Annotated in this window: 14 protein-coding genes; 10 read left to right on the forward strand and 4 right to left on the reverse strand. The window is 73.9% G+C overall.

All coding sequences use genetic code 11. The features are described 5' to 3' along the window. The first annotated feature begins 2 nt into the window (after positions 1-2). From J116_RS16595 to J116_RS16615, 5 genes are all read left to right on the forward strand, one after another. Entirely contained in the window at positions 3-1,010 is a 1,008-nt protein-coding gene (locus J116_RS16595) for an ATP-grasp domain-containing protein (protein WP_023588196.1), read from the forward strand. Continuing rightward, entirely contained in the window at positions 1,007-2,278 is a 1,272-nt protein-coding gene (locus tag J116_RS16600) for an AMP-binding protein (protein WP_023588197.1), read from the forward strand. Before J116_RS16595 ends, J116_RS16600 begins: the two co-directional genes overlap by 4 nt. Beyond that, a complete protein-coding gene (locus J116_RS16605; RefSeq protein WP_023588198.1) occupies positions 2,279-3,721 on the forward strand; it encodes a DHA2 family efflux MFS transporter permease subunit in 1,443 nt (480 codons plus the stop codon). It begins immediately after the preceding gene. 259 nt (positions 3,722-3,980) lie between these two features. Further along, positions 3,981-5,708 (forward strand): 2-isopropylmalate synthase, encoded by a 1,728-nt coding sequence (gene leuA, locus J116_RS16610; RefSeq protein WP_023588199.1) that lies wholly within the window; start codon positions 3,981-3,983, stop codon positions 5,706-5,708. Then, positions 5,705-6,967 carry an AMP-binding protein gene (locus J116_RS16615; RefSeq protein ID WP_139140493.1) on the forward strand — a complete coding sequence of 421 codons (1,263 nt, stop codon included), beginning with the start codon at positions 5,705-5,707 and terminating at the stop codon, positions 6,965-6,967. The genes leuA and J116_RS16615 overlap by 4 nt, the downstream gene beginning before the upstream one ends. 239 nt (positions 6,968-7,206) lie before the next feature. Here the strand turns inward: J116_RS16615 and J116_RS16620 are convergent, their stop codons facing one another. Together J116_RS16620 and J116_RS16625 are read right to left on the reverse strand one after the other, a co-directional pair. Continuing rightward, positions 7,207-8,214 (reverse strand): trypsin-like serine peptidase, encoded by a 1,008-nt coding sequence (locus tag J116_RS16620; protein WP_023588201.1) that lies wholly within the window; start codon positions 8,212-8,214, stop codon positions 7,207-7,209. A gap of 161 nt (positions 8,215-8,375) precedes the next feature. After that, complete coding sequence (locus J116_RS16625; RefSeq protein WP_028964145.1) at positions 8,376-8,861, reverse strand: GNAT family N-acetyltransferase; 486 nt, start codon at positions 8,859-8,861, stop codon at positions 8,376-8,378. Positions 8,862-8,918: 57 nt separating this feature from the next. Here J116_RS16625 and J116_RS16630 point away from each other — a divergent pair, with 57 nt between their 5' ends. Beyond that, positions 8,919-9,716, forward strand: coding sequence for an exodeoxyribonuclease III (locus J116_RS16630; protein WP_023588203.1), 798 nt, complete (start codon positions 8,919-8,921; stop codon positions 9,714-9,716). Positions 9,717-9,840: 124 nt separating this feature from the next. Here the strand turns inward: J116_RS16630 and J116_RS16635 are convergent, their stop codons facing one another. Together J116_RS16635 and J116_RS16640 are read right to left on the reverse strand one after the other, a co-directional pair. Continuing rightward, complete coding sequence (locus J116_RS16635) at positions 9,841-10,107, reverse strand: hypothetical protein (RefSeq protein WP_023588204.1); 267 nt, start codon at positions 10,105-10,107, stop codon at positions 9,841-9,843. Positions 10,108-10,312: 205 nt separating this feature from the next. Continuing rightward, positions 10,313-10,510, reverse strand: a complete 198-nt coding sequence (locus J116_RS16640) for a hypothetical protein (RefSeq protein ID WP_023588206.1) — start codon at positions 10,508-10,510, stop codon at positions 10,313-10,315. Positions 10,511-10,843: 333 nt separating this feature from the next. On the opposite strand from J116_RS16640, the gene J116_RS16645 reads away from it, so the two are divergent. The 4 genes from J116_RS16645 (at position 10,844) to J116_RS16660 (ending at position 18,284) form a co-directional block, all read left to right on the forward strand. Further along, a complete protein-coding gene (locus tag J116_RS16645; protein ID WP_235617358.1) occupies positions 10,844-11,755 on the forward strand; it encodes an XRE family transcriptional regulator in 912 nt (303 codons plus the stop codon). Between the two features lie 612 nt (positions 11,756-12,367). Next, positions 12,368-13,288, forward strand: coding sequence for a helix-turn-helix transcriptional regulator (locus J116_RS16650; RefSeq protein ID WP_023588208.1), 921 nt, complete (start codon positions 12,368-12,370; stop codon positions 13,286-13,288). Between the two features lie 111 nt (positions 13,289-13,399). Continuing rightward, the gene (locus J116_RS16655; protein WP_023588209.1) at positions 13,400-14,329 is read left to right on the forward strand and encodes a DUF6528 family protein; all 930 of its coding nucleotides are present in this window, start codon (positions 13,400-13,402) and stop codon (positions 14,327-14,329) included. Positions 14,330-14,885: 556 nt separating this feature from the next. Beyond that, positions 14,886-18,284 (forward strand): ALF repeat-containing protein, encoded by a 3,399-nt coding sequence (locus J116_RS16660; protein ID WP_023588210.1) that lies wholly within the window; start codon positions 14,886-14,888, stop codon positions 18,282-18,284. The last annotated feature ends 7 nt before the right edge of the window (positions 18,285-18,291 follow it).

Raw genomic sequence — 18,291 nt, forward strand, 5'->3', positions numbered from 1 at the left:
ACATGTCCACATCCACCGACCAGTTGGCGCAGCGGCTGTGCTGGATCTACCCGGACCGGGGCACCGTGCGCCAGCGCGCCGCCGAGGCCGACGCCATCTGGACCACGTACACGAAGATCGCCGCCGACTGCGGGCTGCGGATGTCCATCCACAAGTCCGAGGCGCTCGCCGCGGAGATGCCGGACGAGGGCGAGCCGCGGGTCTTCCTGGACGGTGAGCGGATCACGCCCGAGGACACGATCCTCGTCACCTCGCTGTGGTCGCTGCCGCACCAGGTGAACGAGGTGTGCAACCAGCTGTTCGCGTACTCGATCGTGGAGCAGGCCGGTTTCTACCTGCCGATCCATCCGCGCATGTCGTACATCACGACCGACAAGCTGGCCACGATGCTGTACCTGAAGGACAGCCCCGTGCGGCGCGTGCCGACCGTCCGGATCGGCACCGGCCGCGACGCGATCAGCCGCCACTACGAGCCCGCGCTGGCGAACCTGGAGTACCCGCTGCTGGTGAAGCCCGCCTACTGGGGCATGGGCATCGGCGTGTGCCTCGTGCGCAACGAGCACGAGCTGCGCGGCGTCATCGGCCTCGCGGGAGGCGCGGACACGGCCCTGGTCGTCCAGCCGTACCTGGGCGAGGGCGTCGAGGACTGGCGGGTGTACGTCATCGACGGCGTCCCGCACACGGTGCTGCGGCGCATCCCGCAGGGCGCGTCGCTGACGGCGAACCTCGTCAACGGCGGCCGCCTGGAGTACCCGCCGGTGCCGGACGAGCTGAAGGGCGCCCTCGAGTACATCGCGCGGCAGCTGGACATGCCGTACTTCGCGGCCGACTTCCTGTGGGACGGCAAGCAGTTCTGGCTGTCGGAGGTGGAGCCGGACGGGGCCTGCGGCTACGCCCCGACGGAGGAGGTCGCCGCCATCCAGCGGCCCGTCATCGAGGACCGGTTCCGCGCGTACATCGCCGCGCACGCCCGCTGGATCGCGGAGCGGAACGGGGGCGGTGCCGCATGACCGCGACGACCGGAACCGGGGCCGCGGGGACCGGGGCGGCCGGGACGGGAGCGGCGGGGACCGGAGCCGCGGGGAGCATTCCCGCGCAGCCCCGGCCCGGAGGCGGCGCCGTCGAGACGATCGGCGAGCTGCCCTGGGAGGACGTGCTCGCGCAGGCCCGCGCCCTGGAGACCCGCGGCGGCGCGCCCGTGCCGCCCGGCGCGTCCCGCCTCACCGACCTGCCCGTGACCGGCCCGGACGAGATCCTGTCCGTCACGAAGACCGCGGCGGCGGGCCCGGGCGCCGTACTGATGTCCAGCGGCGGCACCACCGGCCGCCCCAAGCTCACCTACGTGCCGTACCACCAGGCGGTGGACCGGCTCCTGGAGCAGTGGCGCCCGCTGTCACCCGACAGTGTGATGCTGAACCTCTTCAACCCGGGCCGCATGTGGGCCTCCCACTACTACATGCAGACCTTCGCGGAGCGCTGCCGCTGCACGGTCATCCCGTCCGGTCCCTTCGCGCCGGACGACGTGGCGAACTGGGTGCCGATGCTGAAGGAGGTCGGCGTGGACACCCTCTGCGGCACCCCGACCGCCCTCGCCGACTTCGCCGAGGGCCTGCTCGCCGCCGGGGAGACCCTGCCGGTCACCACGGTCATCTGGATGGCCGAGCCGTGGACGGAGGCCAAGCACCGCGTCGTCGCCAAGGCCCTCCCCGAGGCCGGTTTCTGGGCCAACTACGGCTCCGTCGAGACGTACATCATCGGCACCAACACCCCCGCCTGCGACCTCCAGACCGTCCACCTCATGCCCGACCAGGTGCTGGAACTGGAGGAGAAGGGCGCGCTGCTGACCCGGCGCGGCACCGGCTGGACCATGCCCGCCGTCCGCTACCGGCTCGGCGACCGGCTCGCCCGCGCCGAGTGCCGCTGCGGCCGCCCCGACGCGCTCCGGGTGGTCGGCAGGGCCGACGACTCGGTCAGCCTGCGCAGCGCCCTGTTCAGCGTCGGCGACGTGATGCGGCACGCGCGGACCTTCCCCGGCGTGGAGGAGGCGCAGCTCGTGCTGACCCGGTCCACCGACGACCTGAAGGCCGCGACCGCGCTGACCCTGGAGTACACCGGAGACGCCGACCCCGAGGCCGTACGGGCCCACCTCACCGCCGAGTTCTACCACCTGGCCGCCGTGCACCACCGGTTCCCGGGCGCGATCACGGCCCGCCGGGTGGGCAGACTGAGCCGCGTGGAGCGCACCAACAAGGTGCCGCCGGCCGTGTGGAGGGACTGAGTGACCCCGGTGCAGCAGGAGACCGACCGCCGGAGCGGATGGCGGGCAAGCCCGTGGACGAGCCTGATCGTGCTCGCCCTCGGCTTCTTCCTGACGATGCTCGACGTGTCCATCGTCAACATCGCCATCCCCGACATCCGCGACGACTTAGGCGCGTCGCTGTCGGACGTCCTCTGGGCGGTCAACGCCTACGTCCTGGTGGTGGCGGTGCTGCTGATCACCGCCGGGCGGCTCGGTGATCTGTACGGCCCCCGCAGGCTGTTCCTCGTGGGCGTCGTCGTCTTCACGGTGTTCAGCCTGGTCTGCGGACTGGCGCGGAACCCCGGGGAGCTGATCGCCGCGCGGGCCTTCCAGGGCCTGGGCGCCGCGCTCCTGCTGCCCCAGACCATGGCGATGATCGTCAGCCTGTTCCCCGCGGAGCGGCGCGGTCTCGCCCTGGGCGTCTGGGGGGCCGTCGGCGGTGTCGCCGCCGTCGTCGGCCCCTCCCTGGGCGGGCTGCTCGTCACCGCCCTCGGCTGGGAGTGGATCTTCTTCGTGAACGTCCCGGTCGGTGTCGCGGCGGTCGTGCTGACCCTGCTGGCCGTGCCGGACGTGCGGTTCGACCGGCGGCACCGGCTCGACTGGGGCGGGATCGCGCTCGCCTCGGCGGGCCTGTTCTGCCTGACGTTCCCGCTCATGGAGGGCGAGCGGTTCGGCTGGGCGTGGTGGACGCTGGCGCTGCTCGCCGCCGCCGTGCCGGCCGGCGCAGCCTTCTACGCGCAGCAGCGCCGCCGCCAGGACGCCGAGCCGCTGGTGCCGTTCGCGCTGTTCCGGGACGGCGACTACCGGGCGATGATCGTGGTCGCCGCGTCCGTCGCGTTCGGGATCATCGGGCTGATGCTGCTGCTCACCCTGTTCTTCCAGTCCGCGCTGGGCTTCAGCGCCCTGAGCGCGGGTCTGGCGCTCGCCCCGCCCGCGGTGATCTCGACGGTGCTCGCGCCCTTCGCGGGCCGCCTCACCGACCGGTTCGACGCGAAGGCGATCCTGCTGGCCGGGCTGCTCCTGACCGCCGCCGGAATGACCTGGACGGCCGCGATCATGGAGGTCGGCGCCGCGTGGGCGGCGTTCCTGCCGCCGATGGTCGTCATCGGACTCGGCAACGGCCTGCTGATCGCGCCCATGGCGGCCGTCGCCATGCGCGGGATGCCGCCGCAGCTCGCGGGCGCCGCGTCCGGGGTGCTGAACACCGTGCGGCAGCTGGGGCCCGTCACCGCCGTGACCCTCGTCGGCCTGCTGGTCCAGCGGCGGGTGCCGGGCGGGGAGGCCGCGTCGGCCGCCGCGTACGCCGGCACGCTCCAGCTGGGCATGGCGCTGCCGATCGCCGCGATCGTCGTCGGCGCCGTCGCCTGCGGGCCGGGCGCCCTGCGCGCCCTGGTGGCCGGCCCGCGCCGGGAGGTGCCGTAGCACTGCCGCCCGCGCCTCGGCCGGGGCGCGTTTCCCGGCCGGGAGGCCGCCTCGGCCGGGGCCCTGCCCGCCTCGGCCGGGGGCCCGTCCCGGCCTGGGGTCCCGGCCGAGGTGCCCGTCGGCGGCCGGGGCGCCCAGCCCCAGGCATCCAGCCCGGGACACCCAATCCCGGTGCAGTCCGACGCCCCCTGCAGGGGCGCGCCCGCTGTCCGCTGTCCGCTGTTCCGACCGAGCCGTGTTTCAGGAGGGACCGACCCCCATGAGCAAGGAAACGTTCCCCGCGGACCACTCCGGGCAGCGGGCGAGCACGCTGCCGTACGGGCGCTACCGCCCCGCCCCCGAGGTGGACCTGCCCGACCGGGTGTGGCCCACGCGCCGGATCACCAAGGCGCCGCGCTGGCTCTCCACCGATCTGCGCGACGGCAACCAGGCCCTGCCGACCCCCATGGACCTGGACCGCAAGACCCGGATGTTCCGGCTCCTCGTCGAGCTCGGCTACAAGGAGATCGAGGTCGGCTTCCCCGCCGCGAGCGAGACGGAGTTCGCCTTCGTCCGCAGCCTGATCGAGAACGACGAGATACCCGACGACGTACTGATCCAGGTCATCGTCCCCGCGCGCGAAGCGCTCATCAGACGCACCTTCGACGCGCTGGCCGGCGCCCCGCGCGCCATCGCCCACCTGTACAACTCCACCTCGCCCGCGCAGCGGCGCGTCGTCTTCGGCATGGACCGGACCGAGGTGGAGAAGCTCGCCGTGGACCACGCGCGGCTCTGCCGCGACCTCGCCGACCGGCACCCGGGCAGGATCGGCTTCCAGTACAGCCCCGAGTCGTTCTCACAGACCGAGCTGGACTTCGCGCTCCGGATCTGCGAGTCCGTCATGGACGTGTGGGAGCCGGAGGAGAACCGGGAGATCATCCTCAACCTCCCCTCGACGGTGGAGTGTTCGACGCCGAACGTCTTCGCCGACCAGGTCGAGTGGATGAGCCGCCACCTGTCCCGCCGCGACCACGTGTGCCTGTCCCTGCACCCGCACAACGACCGGGGCACCGCCGTCGCCTCCGCCGAGCTGGGTCTCCTCGCCGGTGCCGACCGCGTCGAGGGCTGCCTGTTCGGCAACGGCGAGCGGACCGGCAACGTCTGCCTGACGATCCTCGCGCTGAACCTGATGAGCCAGGGTGTGGACCCGCAGATCGACTTCTCCGACGTGGACGCCGTCCGGCACGTCGTGGAGACCTGCACGGGCATGCGCGTCCCCGAGCGCTACCCGTACGCGGGCGACCTCGTCCACACCTCGTTCTCCGGCTCCCACCAGGACGCCATCAACAAGGGCCTGCGCGCCCTGGAGCGGGACGCCGCCGAGCGGGGCGTGCCGCGCGACACGTACCCGTGGGACGTGCCGTACCTGCCGATCGACCCGAAGGACATCGGCCGCTCGTACCAGGCGATCATCCGCGTCAACAGCCAGTCGGGGAAGGGCGGCGTCGACTACCTGCTGTCCACCGCGCACGGGCTGAAGCTGCCGAGGGGCCTCCAGACGGAGGTGGCCGCGCTGGTGCAGCGGGTCACCGACGGGGAGGGCCGGGAGGTGGCGCCGGACGAGCTGTGGTCGCTGTTCCGGGCCGAGTACCTGCCCGCCGAGCCGCGGACCGTCCTGCTGGGCCACCGGAGCGCGCCGGGGGAGCGGGGGCAGACCACCGTGAAGGCGGAGATCTCCGTGGACGGCGAGTCGCGGGCGCTGAGCGGCGCGGGCCCCGACCTTCTCGCCGCGTTCGCCGACGCGCTCGCCGAGACGGGCGTGGAACCGGTCGTCCTGGAGCACGCCGAGCACCCGGCCACCCTCGACGGCACGCCGGGCACGATGGCGTACGTCAGGACCCGCGTCGGCCGGGACGCCTTCTGGGGCTGCGCCTTCGGCCCCGACGCGCCGACGGCGTCGCTGCGGGCCCTGTGCGCGGCCCTCCACCGCCACGACCGCTCGCGGTGAGGGCCGGTCGCATACCCGGGGCGCCCGGCGGCGGGCGGCCGCCGGTGGTGCGGGCGCTGACGCTGGACGGGATGTTCTCCGCGGCCGCCCGCCGCCACCCGGACGCGGTCGTCGTACGGGAGGGCAGGCGCGTCCTGTCGTACGGGAGGGCAGAGGAGCGGGCCGCGCGCCTCGCGTCCGCGCTGGTGCGGCACGGGCTCCAGCTCGGCGACCCGGTCGTCGTGCACTGCGCGGACCACCGGCAGTCGGTGGTGGCGCAGCTGGCGGTGCTGAAGGCGGGCGGGGTGTGCGTGCCCGTCCCGCGCGACGCACGCGGGGCGGCGGGGCCGCGGGTCTCGGCGCTGACCGGGGCGCGGGCGGTGCTGTGCGGCGGCTTCGCCGTGCCGCTGTGGCGCCACCACGAGCTGGTCGTCGACCTCGACGACGCCGAGGTGTGGCGGCGCGTCGGCGCCCTGGAGCCGGAGCCGTCGCTGCCGCACTCGGGGCCGGTGGACGCGGCGTACCTGCTGACCCCGGCCGCCGAGCCGAACGGGTACCTCACGGACCACCGGGCGTGGCAGTACCACCTGGCGGCCCGCGTCCGGGCGGCCGGACCCGCCGGACTGGCGCTGACCGCGACCCGCGGGCCGGGCACCCCGGCGGCCCTGTCGGCGCTGTGGTGGGCGGTCGCGGGCGGCGGCACGTACGTCCCGTGGCGGCCGGGCCTTCTCGTGGCGGGCGGGTCGGCGGGCAGCCGCGTGGCGGTGTTCTCGCCGGAGGAGTACGGCCGTGTCCTGAAGTCCGTGCGGGGCGGGACGCCGCCGTTCGGCACGGCGGTGGTGCTGGGCGGGGCGTGCCCGCCGGAGCTGGTCGCGCACCACTTCGACGCGCTGCCCGGGGTGCGGCTGCGCGCCGAGTTCGCCCCGGCGGGCGGCGCGCTGCCGTGGACGGCGCGGGACCTGTCGCCGCTGCCCGACGGGGGCGCGTCCGGGGTCGGTGTGGGGCGGCCGCTGCCGCACGTACGGGTGTGGGCCGTGGACGGGGACGGTACGCCGCTGCCGCCGGGGTGCGTGGGGGAGCTCGTGGCGTCGGGCCCGGCGGTGCCGTTCGAGAGCCTGCGGCCGCGGTGCCCGGCCCTCGGCGACGAGGGCGCGGAGCCGATGCGCTCGTCGTGGCTGGGCCTGCGCCGCGCCAACGGCACGGTGGAGGTCACGGCCCGGGGCGCGGGCCACCGGTACGGCACGGCGGCACTGTCCCGGCAGGCGGTGGGCGCGGGGTGAGCCGCCGGGCGCGGCGGTGCCGGACGGTGCGCGTGCGGTACGGCGGAGGGGCGGGGCGGGATGGTGCGCGTGCGGTACGGCGGAGGGGCGGGGGCGGGCGGTACGCACCGGGGTGCGGCGATGCGGTGCGCGGCCGGCCGCGTGCCCGAGCCGGGGCCGACCGGCCGGCCGTGGTGACCGGCCGGTCGGCCGCCGTGCTGCTCACGCCCTGGTGCGCCTCACGCCCCGGTGCGCGCCGCTCAGGACGCCTGGGCCGTGTTGTACAGCGCCTGCGCGTCGTTGCCGAAGTACGGGCCGAACATGCGGTTCGGCAGGAACGTGTAGCCGAAGCTGTTCACCGACACCTGGAGCCCCGTCCCGGACGCCTCGCTGAAGCCCGTGAACCAGGGGCCGCCGCTGGAGCCGCCGGTCATGTTGCAGCCGAGGCTGTGGTCCTGCGAGAACAGGAAGTCCTTGGAGGAGTTCCCGGCGCAGTAGATCAGCTTGGACCCGTCGTAAGGGGATGCCGCCGGGAACCCGAAGGCGTACATCGCCTTGTTGTACCCGCCGTTGAACTGGACGCCCTGCGCGCCGGTGACGGCCGTCAGCTTCTGGCCGTTCAGCGGGGCGAGGACGGCGGCGCCCACGTCGTGGTTGATGTCCTCGCTCGCCTCCCACTGGGGCGTGGTGAGCGTCCTCGTCGCGGTCCACTGCCCGTACGGGGCCTGCCCGTTGGAGTACGCGGGGACGAAGACGAAGTTGGTGTGCCAGCTGCCCTGGTACTTCACGCAGTGCCCGGCCGTGAGGACGGTCGACTGGTTCTGGCTGGTCACGGCGTTGGCGGAGCAGGACGCGGTGCGGTCTCCGAAGGTGAAGAACACCCGCCCGGACGTCTTCACGACCGCGCCGCCGCCGTTCCAGGCGCCACCCGCCTGCGGGAACGCGAGCGTGCCGGGGGCGGCGAGTGCGCCGGGCGCGGGGGTCGGGGCGACGGTCCTCGTCGGCCCTTCCTGCTTCGGCGCCTTGAGCTTGCCCAGCTGCGCCGGGGTGAGGCGCAGGTCGAGCGGGGTGGCGGCGCGCATCCGCTCGGGCGTCCAGAACGCGGCCGCGCCCCGCTGCTCGGCGGCGGGTACGGAACGGGCGGCGACGGCCTGGTCGCCCCCGGGGGCCGGGGCGGGGGCGGCGACGGCGGGCGCGGCGGCCAGGGCGCCGGTGAGCAGGGCTGCCGTGGTGAGCAGGGCGGGCGCGGGCGAGCGATGGCGTCTCACACGTGTCTCCTTCTGCCGCGCCCGGGCGACCGGCGACGGCCGCCCGGGCAGGGGGCGGTGGGGGGATCGCGGTACGGGATCGAGCTGCGTGCCTTGCCTGTCGAGAGAGGAGCAGAGTGCCACGCCCACCACGCATTGTCAGGAGCGCGTCACCCACTTCATTACTGACCGGTCAGCAGTTTCGCGAAACAGCGGCTGTCCTCGTGGTGCCGGTACAGGCCGAACTTCTCGCACAGTTCGTAGCCGCTGGACAGGTACAGCGCGATGGCCTCCGGCTGCTTGGTGCCGGTCTCCAGGACCATGCGGCGCCGCCCGGCCGCACGGGCGTCCTCCTCCAGGCGGGCCAGGATGCGCCGCGCCAGGCCCAGGCCGCGCGCCTCGGGGACCACGTACATCCGCTTCAGCTCGGCGTCGCCGTCCGCGTAGCCCTCGCCGTCGGCGTCCATGGCGCGCCAGCCGCCGGTCGCGACGGGGCGGTCGAGCGGGTCGTACGCCATCAGATAGAGCCCGCGCGGCGGCTGGAACATGGCCGGATCGAGCGGGGTCTCGTCCCCGTCGCCGTCGTAACGCTCGGCGTACTCGAGCTGGACCTCGTCGTTGAGCTTGACGGCGTCGGGGTGGTCGAACGGCATGGGACGTATATTCATGCGGAGCATCGTACTTCTATGCGTGAGGGCGGTGCTGGTCTGTCGTATTGTGCCGGGATGCTCACTGTGACCACCGCCAATGTCAACGGACTCCGTGCCGCCGCCAAGAAGGGCTTCGTGGAGTGGCTGGCCGGGACGGCCGCCGATGTGCTCTGCCTCCAGGAGGTGCGGGCCGAGGAGTCCCAGCTGCCCGAGGCGGTGCGGGCGCCCGAGGGCTGGTACGCGTACCACGCCCCGGCCGCCGCGAAGGGCCGCGCGGGCGTGTCGCTGTACACCCGGCGGGAGCCCGACGCGGTGCGGGTCGGCTTCGGGGCGAGTGAGTTCGACACGTCGGGCCGCTACCTGGAGGTGGACCTGCCGGGTGTGACGGTGGCGAGCCTGTACCTGCCGTCCGGGGAGGTCGGCACGGAGCGGCAGGACGAGAAGACGCGCTTCATGGACGCGTTCCTGCCGTACCTGAAGGGGCTCAGGGAACGGGCGGCGGCCGACGGGCGCGAGGTGCTGGTGTGCGGCGACTGGAACATCGCGCACCGGGAGGCGGACCTCAAGAACTGGCGGGCCAACCGCAACAGCTCGGGCTTCCTGCCGGAGGAGCGGGAGTGGTTCGGCCGGGTCATCGACGAGGCGGGGTACGTGGACGTGGTCCGCGCCCTGCACCCGGACCAGGACGGCCCGTACTCGTGGTGGTCGTACCGGGGCCGGGCGTTCGACAACGACTCGGGCTGGCGCATCGACTACCACATGGCGACGCCGGGCCTGGCGTCCCGCACGCTGAAGGCATGGGTGGAGCGCGCCGAGTCCCACTCGGCCCGCTGGTCGGACCACGCCCCGGTGACGGCGGTCTACGGACCCTGAGCGCCGGGCCTCCGGTGGCGGCCTACGGGGCGGCCCCGAGCCTCGGTCCCGCCGGTGGCGGCGGCCTCCACCACGGCGCCCGAGCCCCGGTGCCCCGCCGGGCTGCCCCCGGGTTCGCCGGGGCTCAGCCGAGCCAGTGCTGCCAGCGGGGCGCGGGCGGCGCGCACTGCCCGGAGGCGACCATGTCCTGGTAGGCCTGCTCGTCCAAGTCCTCCCAGGTGACGTCCATTCCGTCGACGGGCAGGGGCTCCCCGGTCCCGTCGGTGAACGCGACGACGGTGACCTCGCAGCCGGGCGGGCGCACGGTCTGCCCGGCGTGCCACGCGAAGGCGACGAGGGCGGCGACGCACCACCAGGCGAGCGGTATCCGGGGACGTTGGCTGAGTTCCACCGCCGCATCCTAGGCCCGCCTCACGACGGGCCGTGAGCCGCCCGCTCGGCCGTCCGGCAGCGGGGGCGGGCGCAGGGCGGCCAGACGGAGGTGTGGAGGGGCGGCAGCTTGTCGCGGCTGTGGACGACGGTACGGTCCCCCCAGGTCCGCCCCCCGTCCGGCGAGACGCGCAGCGTGAGTACGGGGCGGCTTTTCTCCCGCCCGCTCACGGGTGCGCCTCCGCGTGCCGCCGCAGCAGGACGTTGCAGTCGGAGACGGCCGACAGGTCTCCCTGGTCCCGCGCCCCGCCCCGTAAGAGGGCCAAGGCGGCGCAGTCGGCGCACCCGTCGACAGGCGCCGGCCACCGCTGGGGCAGCGGGAGGTCCGCCATCACCGCCGAGTGGCTCCACGTCTCGTCGTTCATCTCGCTCCTCGGTCGTCGGATTCCGTGCCTTTACGTTCGGTCGGCCACCGGCTGCGCAGTAGGGGCATCGGTAGGGGCAAGTGGTGTCCTGCCGCGTCAACTCCCCGTCCGGGCAGGGGGACGGGGGCATGATGGGCTCATGGCCATCGGGGAGTTGATCAGGGACCTGCGGAAGGCTCGTGGCTGGTCCCAAGGGCGGCTGCTTCGGAGATCAACGCAAAGTTCGGGACCAACCTCGACCGGGAGTATGTGAGCCGCTGGGAACGTTGCAAGGTGTCACCCGGGCCCTGCTACCTCCGTTGTCTGTCGGCCGTCCTCGACGTGCCGCTAGCCGTGCTTGAGGGTGAAGTGAAGCGCCGTACGTTCATCAACGATGTCGCCGCAGCCGCCATAGCCCCCGTCGTGGCGTCCGACCTGCTCAGCGCGGGGTTCACGGCGCGGCTCGGCAAGGGGCCGACCCCGGACGACTGGGAGGCGAAGCTCGCCACGTACGGGACCGAGTACATGAGCCTCGGCGCCGCCGACATCCAGCGCCGGGTGGCGGGCGAGCTCGTGGTGGTGCAGCAGCAGCCGGACAGCCCCCGGCTGTGGTCCGTCGCCGCCCGGCTCATGACCCTGTACGCCAAGACGTTCCCCGGCTCCGACGGCTCCAGGGCGGTCAACTGGTACCGCATGGCCGCCCGTGCCGCCGACGAGTCCGGGGACGCCGACGCCCGGGTGTGGGTCCGGGGCCGGGCCGCCATCGCGCTCGGGTACGAGGGCGCGGCCCTCGGCGTCGCCGACATGCTGGCCGACCAGGCCATGGCCATCAGCGACCGGCCGTCGCTCGGCCTGCTGAACGCCGTCTTCGGCAAGGCGCACGCCGCCGCGCTGCGGGGCGACACGGACACGGCGCGGCGGCTCATGGACGAGGGGCGCCGCCTGTTCGACAAGGCGGGTTCGTACGAGCAGACCAGCGACTACGCCGTGCCGTGGTGGCGACTGAACGTCTTCGTCTCCCTGCTCGCCGCCCGCCTCGGTGACGAGGCCACGGCGGTCGCCGCCCAGGACGCGGCCCGCCGCGAACTCCCGGCGGAACTGCCCCGGTTCGCCACGCACCTGGACCTGCACTGCGGCCTCATGCTCGCCCGCTCCGGGGACGTGCCCGCGGGAGTGGCCCAGGCCCGCGCCGCCCTCGACGCCCTGCCCCCGGACAAGCACTCCCTGACCCTGCGGCTGCTGATGGCCGAGGTGGAGCGGGCCTGAGCCGCGGACACGTACTTCTGCCGGGACGTCCCCCATCTGGAGTATCGTACTGATGGCGGAGTGTTACCGCTCCGGCACACGTAGGTGATCTCGCTCGCGGGGAATGGCTGTTCTCGCGCGGCCGGCACTAGAGGAGCGCAATCTCCCGTGGTAGACGTTCGTTCCCGCTTCGCTTTCGTGCGGGATGCAGCCCTGCGCCCGCGCCGGGGCTGCGCGGTCGCCGCCCGCGAGCGGGGGTGGTAGCCGCATGGTAGGGAGCGAGCTCAACCCCTCCGACCATCCGAAGAAGGAGGTCCGCCGCGCTCTGGAGCGATGGACGGACGAGGGTTGGACATTACGCAAAGAGGGGCATTGGGGCCGGTTGTACTGCCCGTGTGAGGCGCGGTGCACCACCATCCCCATCTCCGGGTCGCCTCAGAACGAGGGGGCTCACATACGCCGGATCAACCGGTTGGCGTCTCGCTGCCCCCTTCCGTCGGACGCCGCGAACCGCAGCCTGACGGGACGGCCGCGCGCCTAGCCGCTGGAACATTTGTCCACATTTCGCGCCGTTCGTCCTGTTGACGAATGTCAACAGGTCTGCGACTGTGGCGAAGGACTAGGGGGCCAACCATGGACTACGACTTCACCTTTGTCGTCTCCGGCGTGGACGTGGATGACCAAGCCGCCGTCGAAGCCTTGCTGGAGAACTGCGACGCATTGTTGGCCCGAGCCGGCGGCGTGGACATGCTCAGCATCACCGGCTCCGGCGCCTCGGCTCTCGAAGCGGCATTGAACGCCGTGTCCTCCGCCCGCGCGGTCGTCCCGCGACTGAAGGTGTGCCGACTGGACCGCGACCTGGTCGGTGTCCACGAGATCGCCGAGCGGACGGGGCGCACGCGCCAGAATGTCAGCCAGTGGATCGCCGGAGCCCGCAAGGGGCAGGGGGCGCCGTTCCCCGCCGCCGAGGGAACCGTCGGCAGGTCCCAGGCCTGGCTGTGGAGCGAGGTCAACCAGTGGCTGGCCGGGCATGGTCTCGACGACGGGGTCGCGTACCCCACGCGTGCCGAGATGGCGGAGATCGATGTCGCCCTCGCCAACGCGGTCACCCTGCACTTCACCGCCGCTGACACGCCCGGCTTCGAGGCGGGGCGCGACAGGGTGGTCCAGGAGCTCGAGAGCAAGCACCTCTCGGGGTTCATGAAGTATCTGGCTGGCCTCGATCGCACTACCGGCGTGCGAGGAGGCCACGTGCTGCTGGTCGCCGACGCGGCGGAACCGGCTCGCGGAGTGATGGAGTGCGTTTCCAGCTTCGACCATGACGTCATCCTGGTGACGGCGACGGACCAGTTCACGGCCACTGTGCTCTCCACCCGCGCTCCACTGGGGCCGACAGCGGTCATCACCGTGCCCCGGGAGGCAACGGTCGGCGACTGGCTGAGCCTGGTGCAGGACAACCCGCAAGCGGCGTTCGCCCCGGAGGGCCCGGAAGGTGCGGAGGCGGCCGCGAAGGAAGTGCCCACGATCCGGCGCCGCCTCGCCATCGCCGCATAGGCGTCACGGAGTCGGCGGCTTGGCGCCCGCCCGGGGGGATGTCGGGCGGGATCGAGGTCCGCAGCCGCGCGCCGAGCCGGGCTTCGGCGGGTGGGGTGGCAGGTTGGGGTGGTGATCGTCGGGACGCTCGCCCTGGTTCTGGGGCTCCTCGCCGGCGGCGGTGCCGCCCCTCCCGTCACCGATGTCGTCGTGACCGAGCAGGCTTCCCGGCGGGTCGTCGTGTACGACGGGGCGCGGCTTGTGTGGGGGGCGCCCGGTGAGCGGTGGGCGTTCTCGCCGGTCGGTGACGCCCGGTACGCCGATCTCGTGCCCGAGCGGAGCTGGGTCCACCCAGACGAGGCCAAGGTGCGGCGGTGGCGGGGCCGTACGTACCTGCTCACCACCGCCTCGTACGGGTTCGCCGCCGTCGTCGCCCATCCGTCCGGTGACCGTTACTGGGGCGCCGCCCTCGCCCCCGGCACGATCCGGGTCAACCCGCACAGCGCCGAACTGCTGCCCGACGGCTCCGTCGTGGTCGCCGGAAGCACCGGGGACCTGGTCCGGCGGTACGAGCCGCCGCCCGGCCGCCGGTACGCCGACTTCCGGCTCGACGACGCCCACGGGCTCCAGTGGGACCAGCGGCTGGGCCTGCTGTGGGCGCTCGGGCGGGACCGGCTGGTGGCCCTGCGGCCGTACGGGACCGGCCTGCGCCTCCTGTACGACGTGCCGCTGCCCAGCCGGGGCGGCCACGACCTCGGCCAGGTCGCCCGGAACCCGGACCGGCTGTGGGTCACCACCAACACGGCCGTCTACCAGTACGTCAAGAGCCGCCGCGTCTTCGTGCGGGACCCCAGGGTCAGTCGCCCCCTCGTGAAGGCCGTCGGCGACGACCCCCTCACCGGCCGGGTCCTGTCCACCGCTCCCGAACCCGGCCTCGCCGAGCCCTGGTGGACGACCACCGTCGCCCTGCACCACCCCACCGGGGCCTACCGCCTGCCCGGCGGCGGCATCTACAAGGCCCGCTGGTGGAGCCTTCCTCCGCACCCGCCGTACGTCCCCTGACACGGGCGCCCGCACCGCGCGAGCCCATGCCGCACCGTCATGTGTGACGAGGCTCACGATCGCGTTCTTCGAGTGTCGTTCATGTCGTTCATTTCCTCCTTGCCTTCGCGTGTATCGGCTGGTGAAGTGATCCCCTTGGAACGTCGCAGGGGGTCGGAGTCCGGCCGGTCGGTCCGGTGCGCCACACCGACCTGATCCGCCGTCAACTCCGTGTCGCCGCCAGGGGGGAGGGCGTACATGTGGGGCTGCCGCTTAGCCGTTCTTGCTGTTGACGGGTGCGCCCCGGTCGGCCGTCGCTGCGCCAACGGGGCTACGAGCAACCACAGTTGGACGCGTTGCGTCGGCGGACGGCCCCTGTCCTCTGGTGGGCGGTTGCGGAGTCGCACTCCAACGTGCTGCCGACGTCCGGCACTTGCGCCCGGCCGCCCTCTCCCGTACAGCCCCCGCGGCGCACCCGATCCCGCCTCTGCCGCGCCCGGCGCCCGCCGCCCCACGCCCGTGCCGCATCGCCGTCGTGCTTGCCGAATCCCTCGTCTCCGTAACGAAAGGAAAGGTCATGCCACCCACCCTGTGGAGCAGACGACGCCTCCTCACCACGCTGACCGCCATGACCGCCGCCCCCGCGCTGCCCGGCGTGCTCACCCTCGCCGCCGCACCCGCGTACGCGACGGACACCAGCGGCATACCCGACCGGCTTCCGGCCACCGAGCGGGCGCGGGCCGTGTGGGCCTACCGCACCGGCGGCCGTGCCGTACGCCAGGCCGCCGCCGAGGCGCTGGCCGGGGGCGCGGCCCAGATCACGGCCTTCCTGAACGGCGGGCTCGCCGCCGCCCAGGCCGAGGACAACCGTTTCGCCGTGTTCCAGGGCCTCGCCTGGGCCGGCAGGTCCGTCCAGGCGGCCGGGCAGGAGGCACTGGCCGCCGGTGACGAGGCGATCGCCGCGTACCTGAAGGACGGCTTCCGGACGCCGCTCAAGACCGATCTGCGGGTCGAGGTCTTCCGCGTCATGAACAGCGGCGGCAGGGCCGTACGCCGGGAGGCCTCCGCCGCTCTGACGACGGACACCCGCGAGGCACTGGAGACGTTCCTCAACGAGACGCGGTTCACCGCCCAGGACGAGGACGAGCGGGTCGAGATCTTCAGCGTCCTCGCCTCCGCGTCCCCCGAGGTGAAGAAGTACGCCGAACGGGCGCTCGCCGACGGGTCCCCGAAGGCCATCCACTGGTTCCTCACCACCGGCCAGCACATCGCCCGCGCCCGTGACGAGGAAACCGCCACGATCGAGCAGCTCGTGGCGATCGTGGAGCGCGAGGGCAAGCAGGCCAAGCTCAAGACGGACAAGGCCGTCGCCGCCTCCAACCAGGCCAAGGAGGCAGCGGCCAAGGCGAAGGAGGCCGCCCTCACGGCCGCCGCCGAGGCGCAGGCCGCGCAGAACGACGTCCGCAAGTCGGCGAAGGCCGCCGACAAGGCCGCCGACGCCGCGCGCGGCGCCGCCAGCGCGGCACAGACCGCGATCAGCGCCTCCCGGGCCGCCCAGTCCGCCTCGCAGCGGGCAGCGCGGGCCGCGCAGGCCGCCGCCGCGGCCGCCGCGCAGGCGGGCCGGGCCGCGTCCCGCGCCTACCACGCGGCCATCGCCGCGTCCGCCGACGCCAGCAAGGCGTCCGCCGCGCGCCAGGCCGCCGAAGGCGCCCGCAACGCCGCCGCCAAGGCCCGTACCGCCGCGGCCGCCGCCCAGCAGGCGTCCCTCGCCTCCTCGCAGGCGTCCGCCGCCGGTGCCGCGGCCGCGTCCGCCGCGGGCAACGCCGCCGCGGCCGCCAACGCCTCCGCCGACGCCGCCGCGGCCGCCGGTGCCGCCACCGACCAGGCGCGCCGGGCCCGCGAGGCGGCCGCCGAGGCCAACGCGCAGGCCGCCCGCGCCAGCAGCGCCGCCGCCCTGTCCCAGCGCCTCGCGGGCGCTTCCGCCGCCGCGGCGGCCGAGGCGCACCGGGCGGCCAACTCCGCCGCCGACCACGCCGACAAGGCGGCCGCGGCGGCCGAGGAAGCCGCGCGGTACGCCGGGCAGGCCATCGAGTACGCCAAGCGGTCCACCGCGTACGCCGACGCGGCCTACCAGGCGGCCACCACCGCCGCCGACGCGGTCAAGAAGGCGCAGGAGGTCGAGGCGGCGGCCCGCGCGGCCGAGGCCGAACGGATCCAGCAGGACACCGAGATCGGCATCGTCGCGGCCCGGCTCAAGGCCGCGCAGGAGAAGGCGGCCCTGGAGCGGCTCTCCCGGCAGCGCACCCAGAGCGAGCAGACCTCGCAGGAGATCACCGCCCTCGTCGAGCAGGCCCAGAGCGCCCTGGCCGCCGGGGACGACGCCCGGGCCGTGGAGCTGGGCCGCAAGGCGGCCGTCATGCTCCTGGACAGCCACGGCACCTGGACCCGCGAGGCGGCCGAGTTCGCCCTCGCGGGCGGCGACTACGAGATCCTCAACTGGATCGACGCCGACCGGCTCGCCGCGCAGCAGCAGGACGACCGGGAGACCGTTCTCGCCGTCGCCCAGGTCGCCGCCCCGGACGTCGCGGCGGCCGCGCAGAGCGCCCTGGAGAGCCAGGACACCGGCGCGGCGAGCCGCTTCCTCGCGCAGGGCATGACGGAGGCGGCGGCCACCGAGAACCGGGTCACCATCTTCAAGATCCTGAGCCAGGACCCCGGCCCGGCGGTCAAGGCCAAGGCCCAGGCCGCGCTCGACGACGGCAGCCCCGAGGCGCTGTTCCGCTTCCTGAGCACGGAGTACGCCGAGGCGGTCAAGGAAGACGACAACGTCGAGATCTTCCGCATCCTCAACACGGGCGGCGCCTACCTGAAGTCCGCGGCACAGGTCGTGCTGGAGGGCTCCGCCCTGATGCGGCGCTCGTTCGTCGCGCACGACCAGTACAACGTGGCCCGCCTCGACCAGGACGCCGAGGCCCATGTCGCGGCGATCCGGGCCTCCATCGCCCACGCCGCCCGCGTCGCGCAGAAGGCGCTGGAGGACGCCGCGTACGCCCTCAAGGCGGCGGCGGAGGCCCGCAAGGCCGCCACCGAGGCGTCCAACTGGGCGGCCAAGGCGAAGGGTTACGCCGACGCCGCGGCGGCCGCCGCCACGGAGGCCCGGGACAACGCCGCCGCCGCCGACGCGTGGGCCGCCAAGGCCGCGGCGTCCGCGACCCAGGCGAAGGAGGCGGCGGCCGTCGCCCGTACCGCCGCCCGGACCGCGAACTACTCCGCGAACCAGGCGTACGCCTCCGCGGGCCAGGCGCAGGCGTCGGCCCACTCGGCGGCGCAGTCCGCGGCGCAGGCCCGCGCCGCGGCGACGCAGGCGGGCCAGGACGCGCGGGCCGCCGCGGCGGCGGCGAGCGACGCGCACCGCATCGCGCAGCAGAAGCGGCAGCAGGAGATCGCCGCGGCGGCGGCCGAGGCGGCGCGCAAGGCCCGGGAGAACCAGCAGAACGGCACCAACCCGGCCGACACGCCCGACAGCGACAAGAACAAGGCCAAGGAGGACGCCGAGTTCCTCGGGCTGACCGCCGACCAGTGGACGACGTGGTCCGGCCGCATCAGCACCGTGGCCGGGACGATCTCGGCCGCCGCCGGTGGCGCGGCGCTGATCGCCGCGATGATCCCGGGCGGCCAGCCCGTCGCGGCGTTCCTCGGCGGCGTGTCGGTCATCGCGGGCGGCATCTCCGTGCTGGCCGGCGGCGTGAACGTCATCGCCACCGGGTTCTCGGCGGGCTGGGGCAGCGCCGACTTCAACAAGTCGCTGGGAACTTTCGCGGTGAGCGCGCTGTTCTTCGGTAAGGGGCGCGCGCTGAGCTGGGCGTCCAAGCGGGTCGAGGGGCTGAGCGGCATCGCCGACGAGGTCGGCACGAAGGTGTCCGGCTTCCTGGAGGACACCGCGACGGCGGCCATCGGATGGCTGAACTGGAGCTGACCGGGCG

Origin of the sequence: Streptomyces thermolilacinus SPC6 (assembly GCF_000478605.2) — a bacterium.
Classification (GTDB): Bacteria; Actinomycetota; Actinomycetes; order Streptomycetales; family Streptomycetaceae; genus Streptomyces; species Streptomyces thermolilacinus.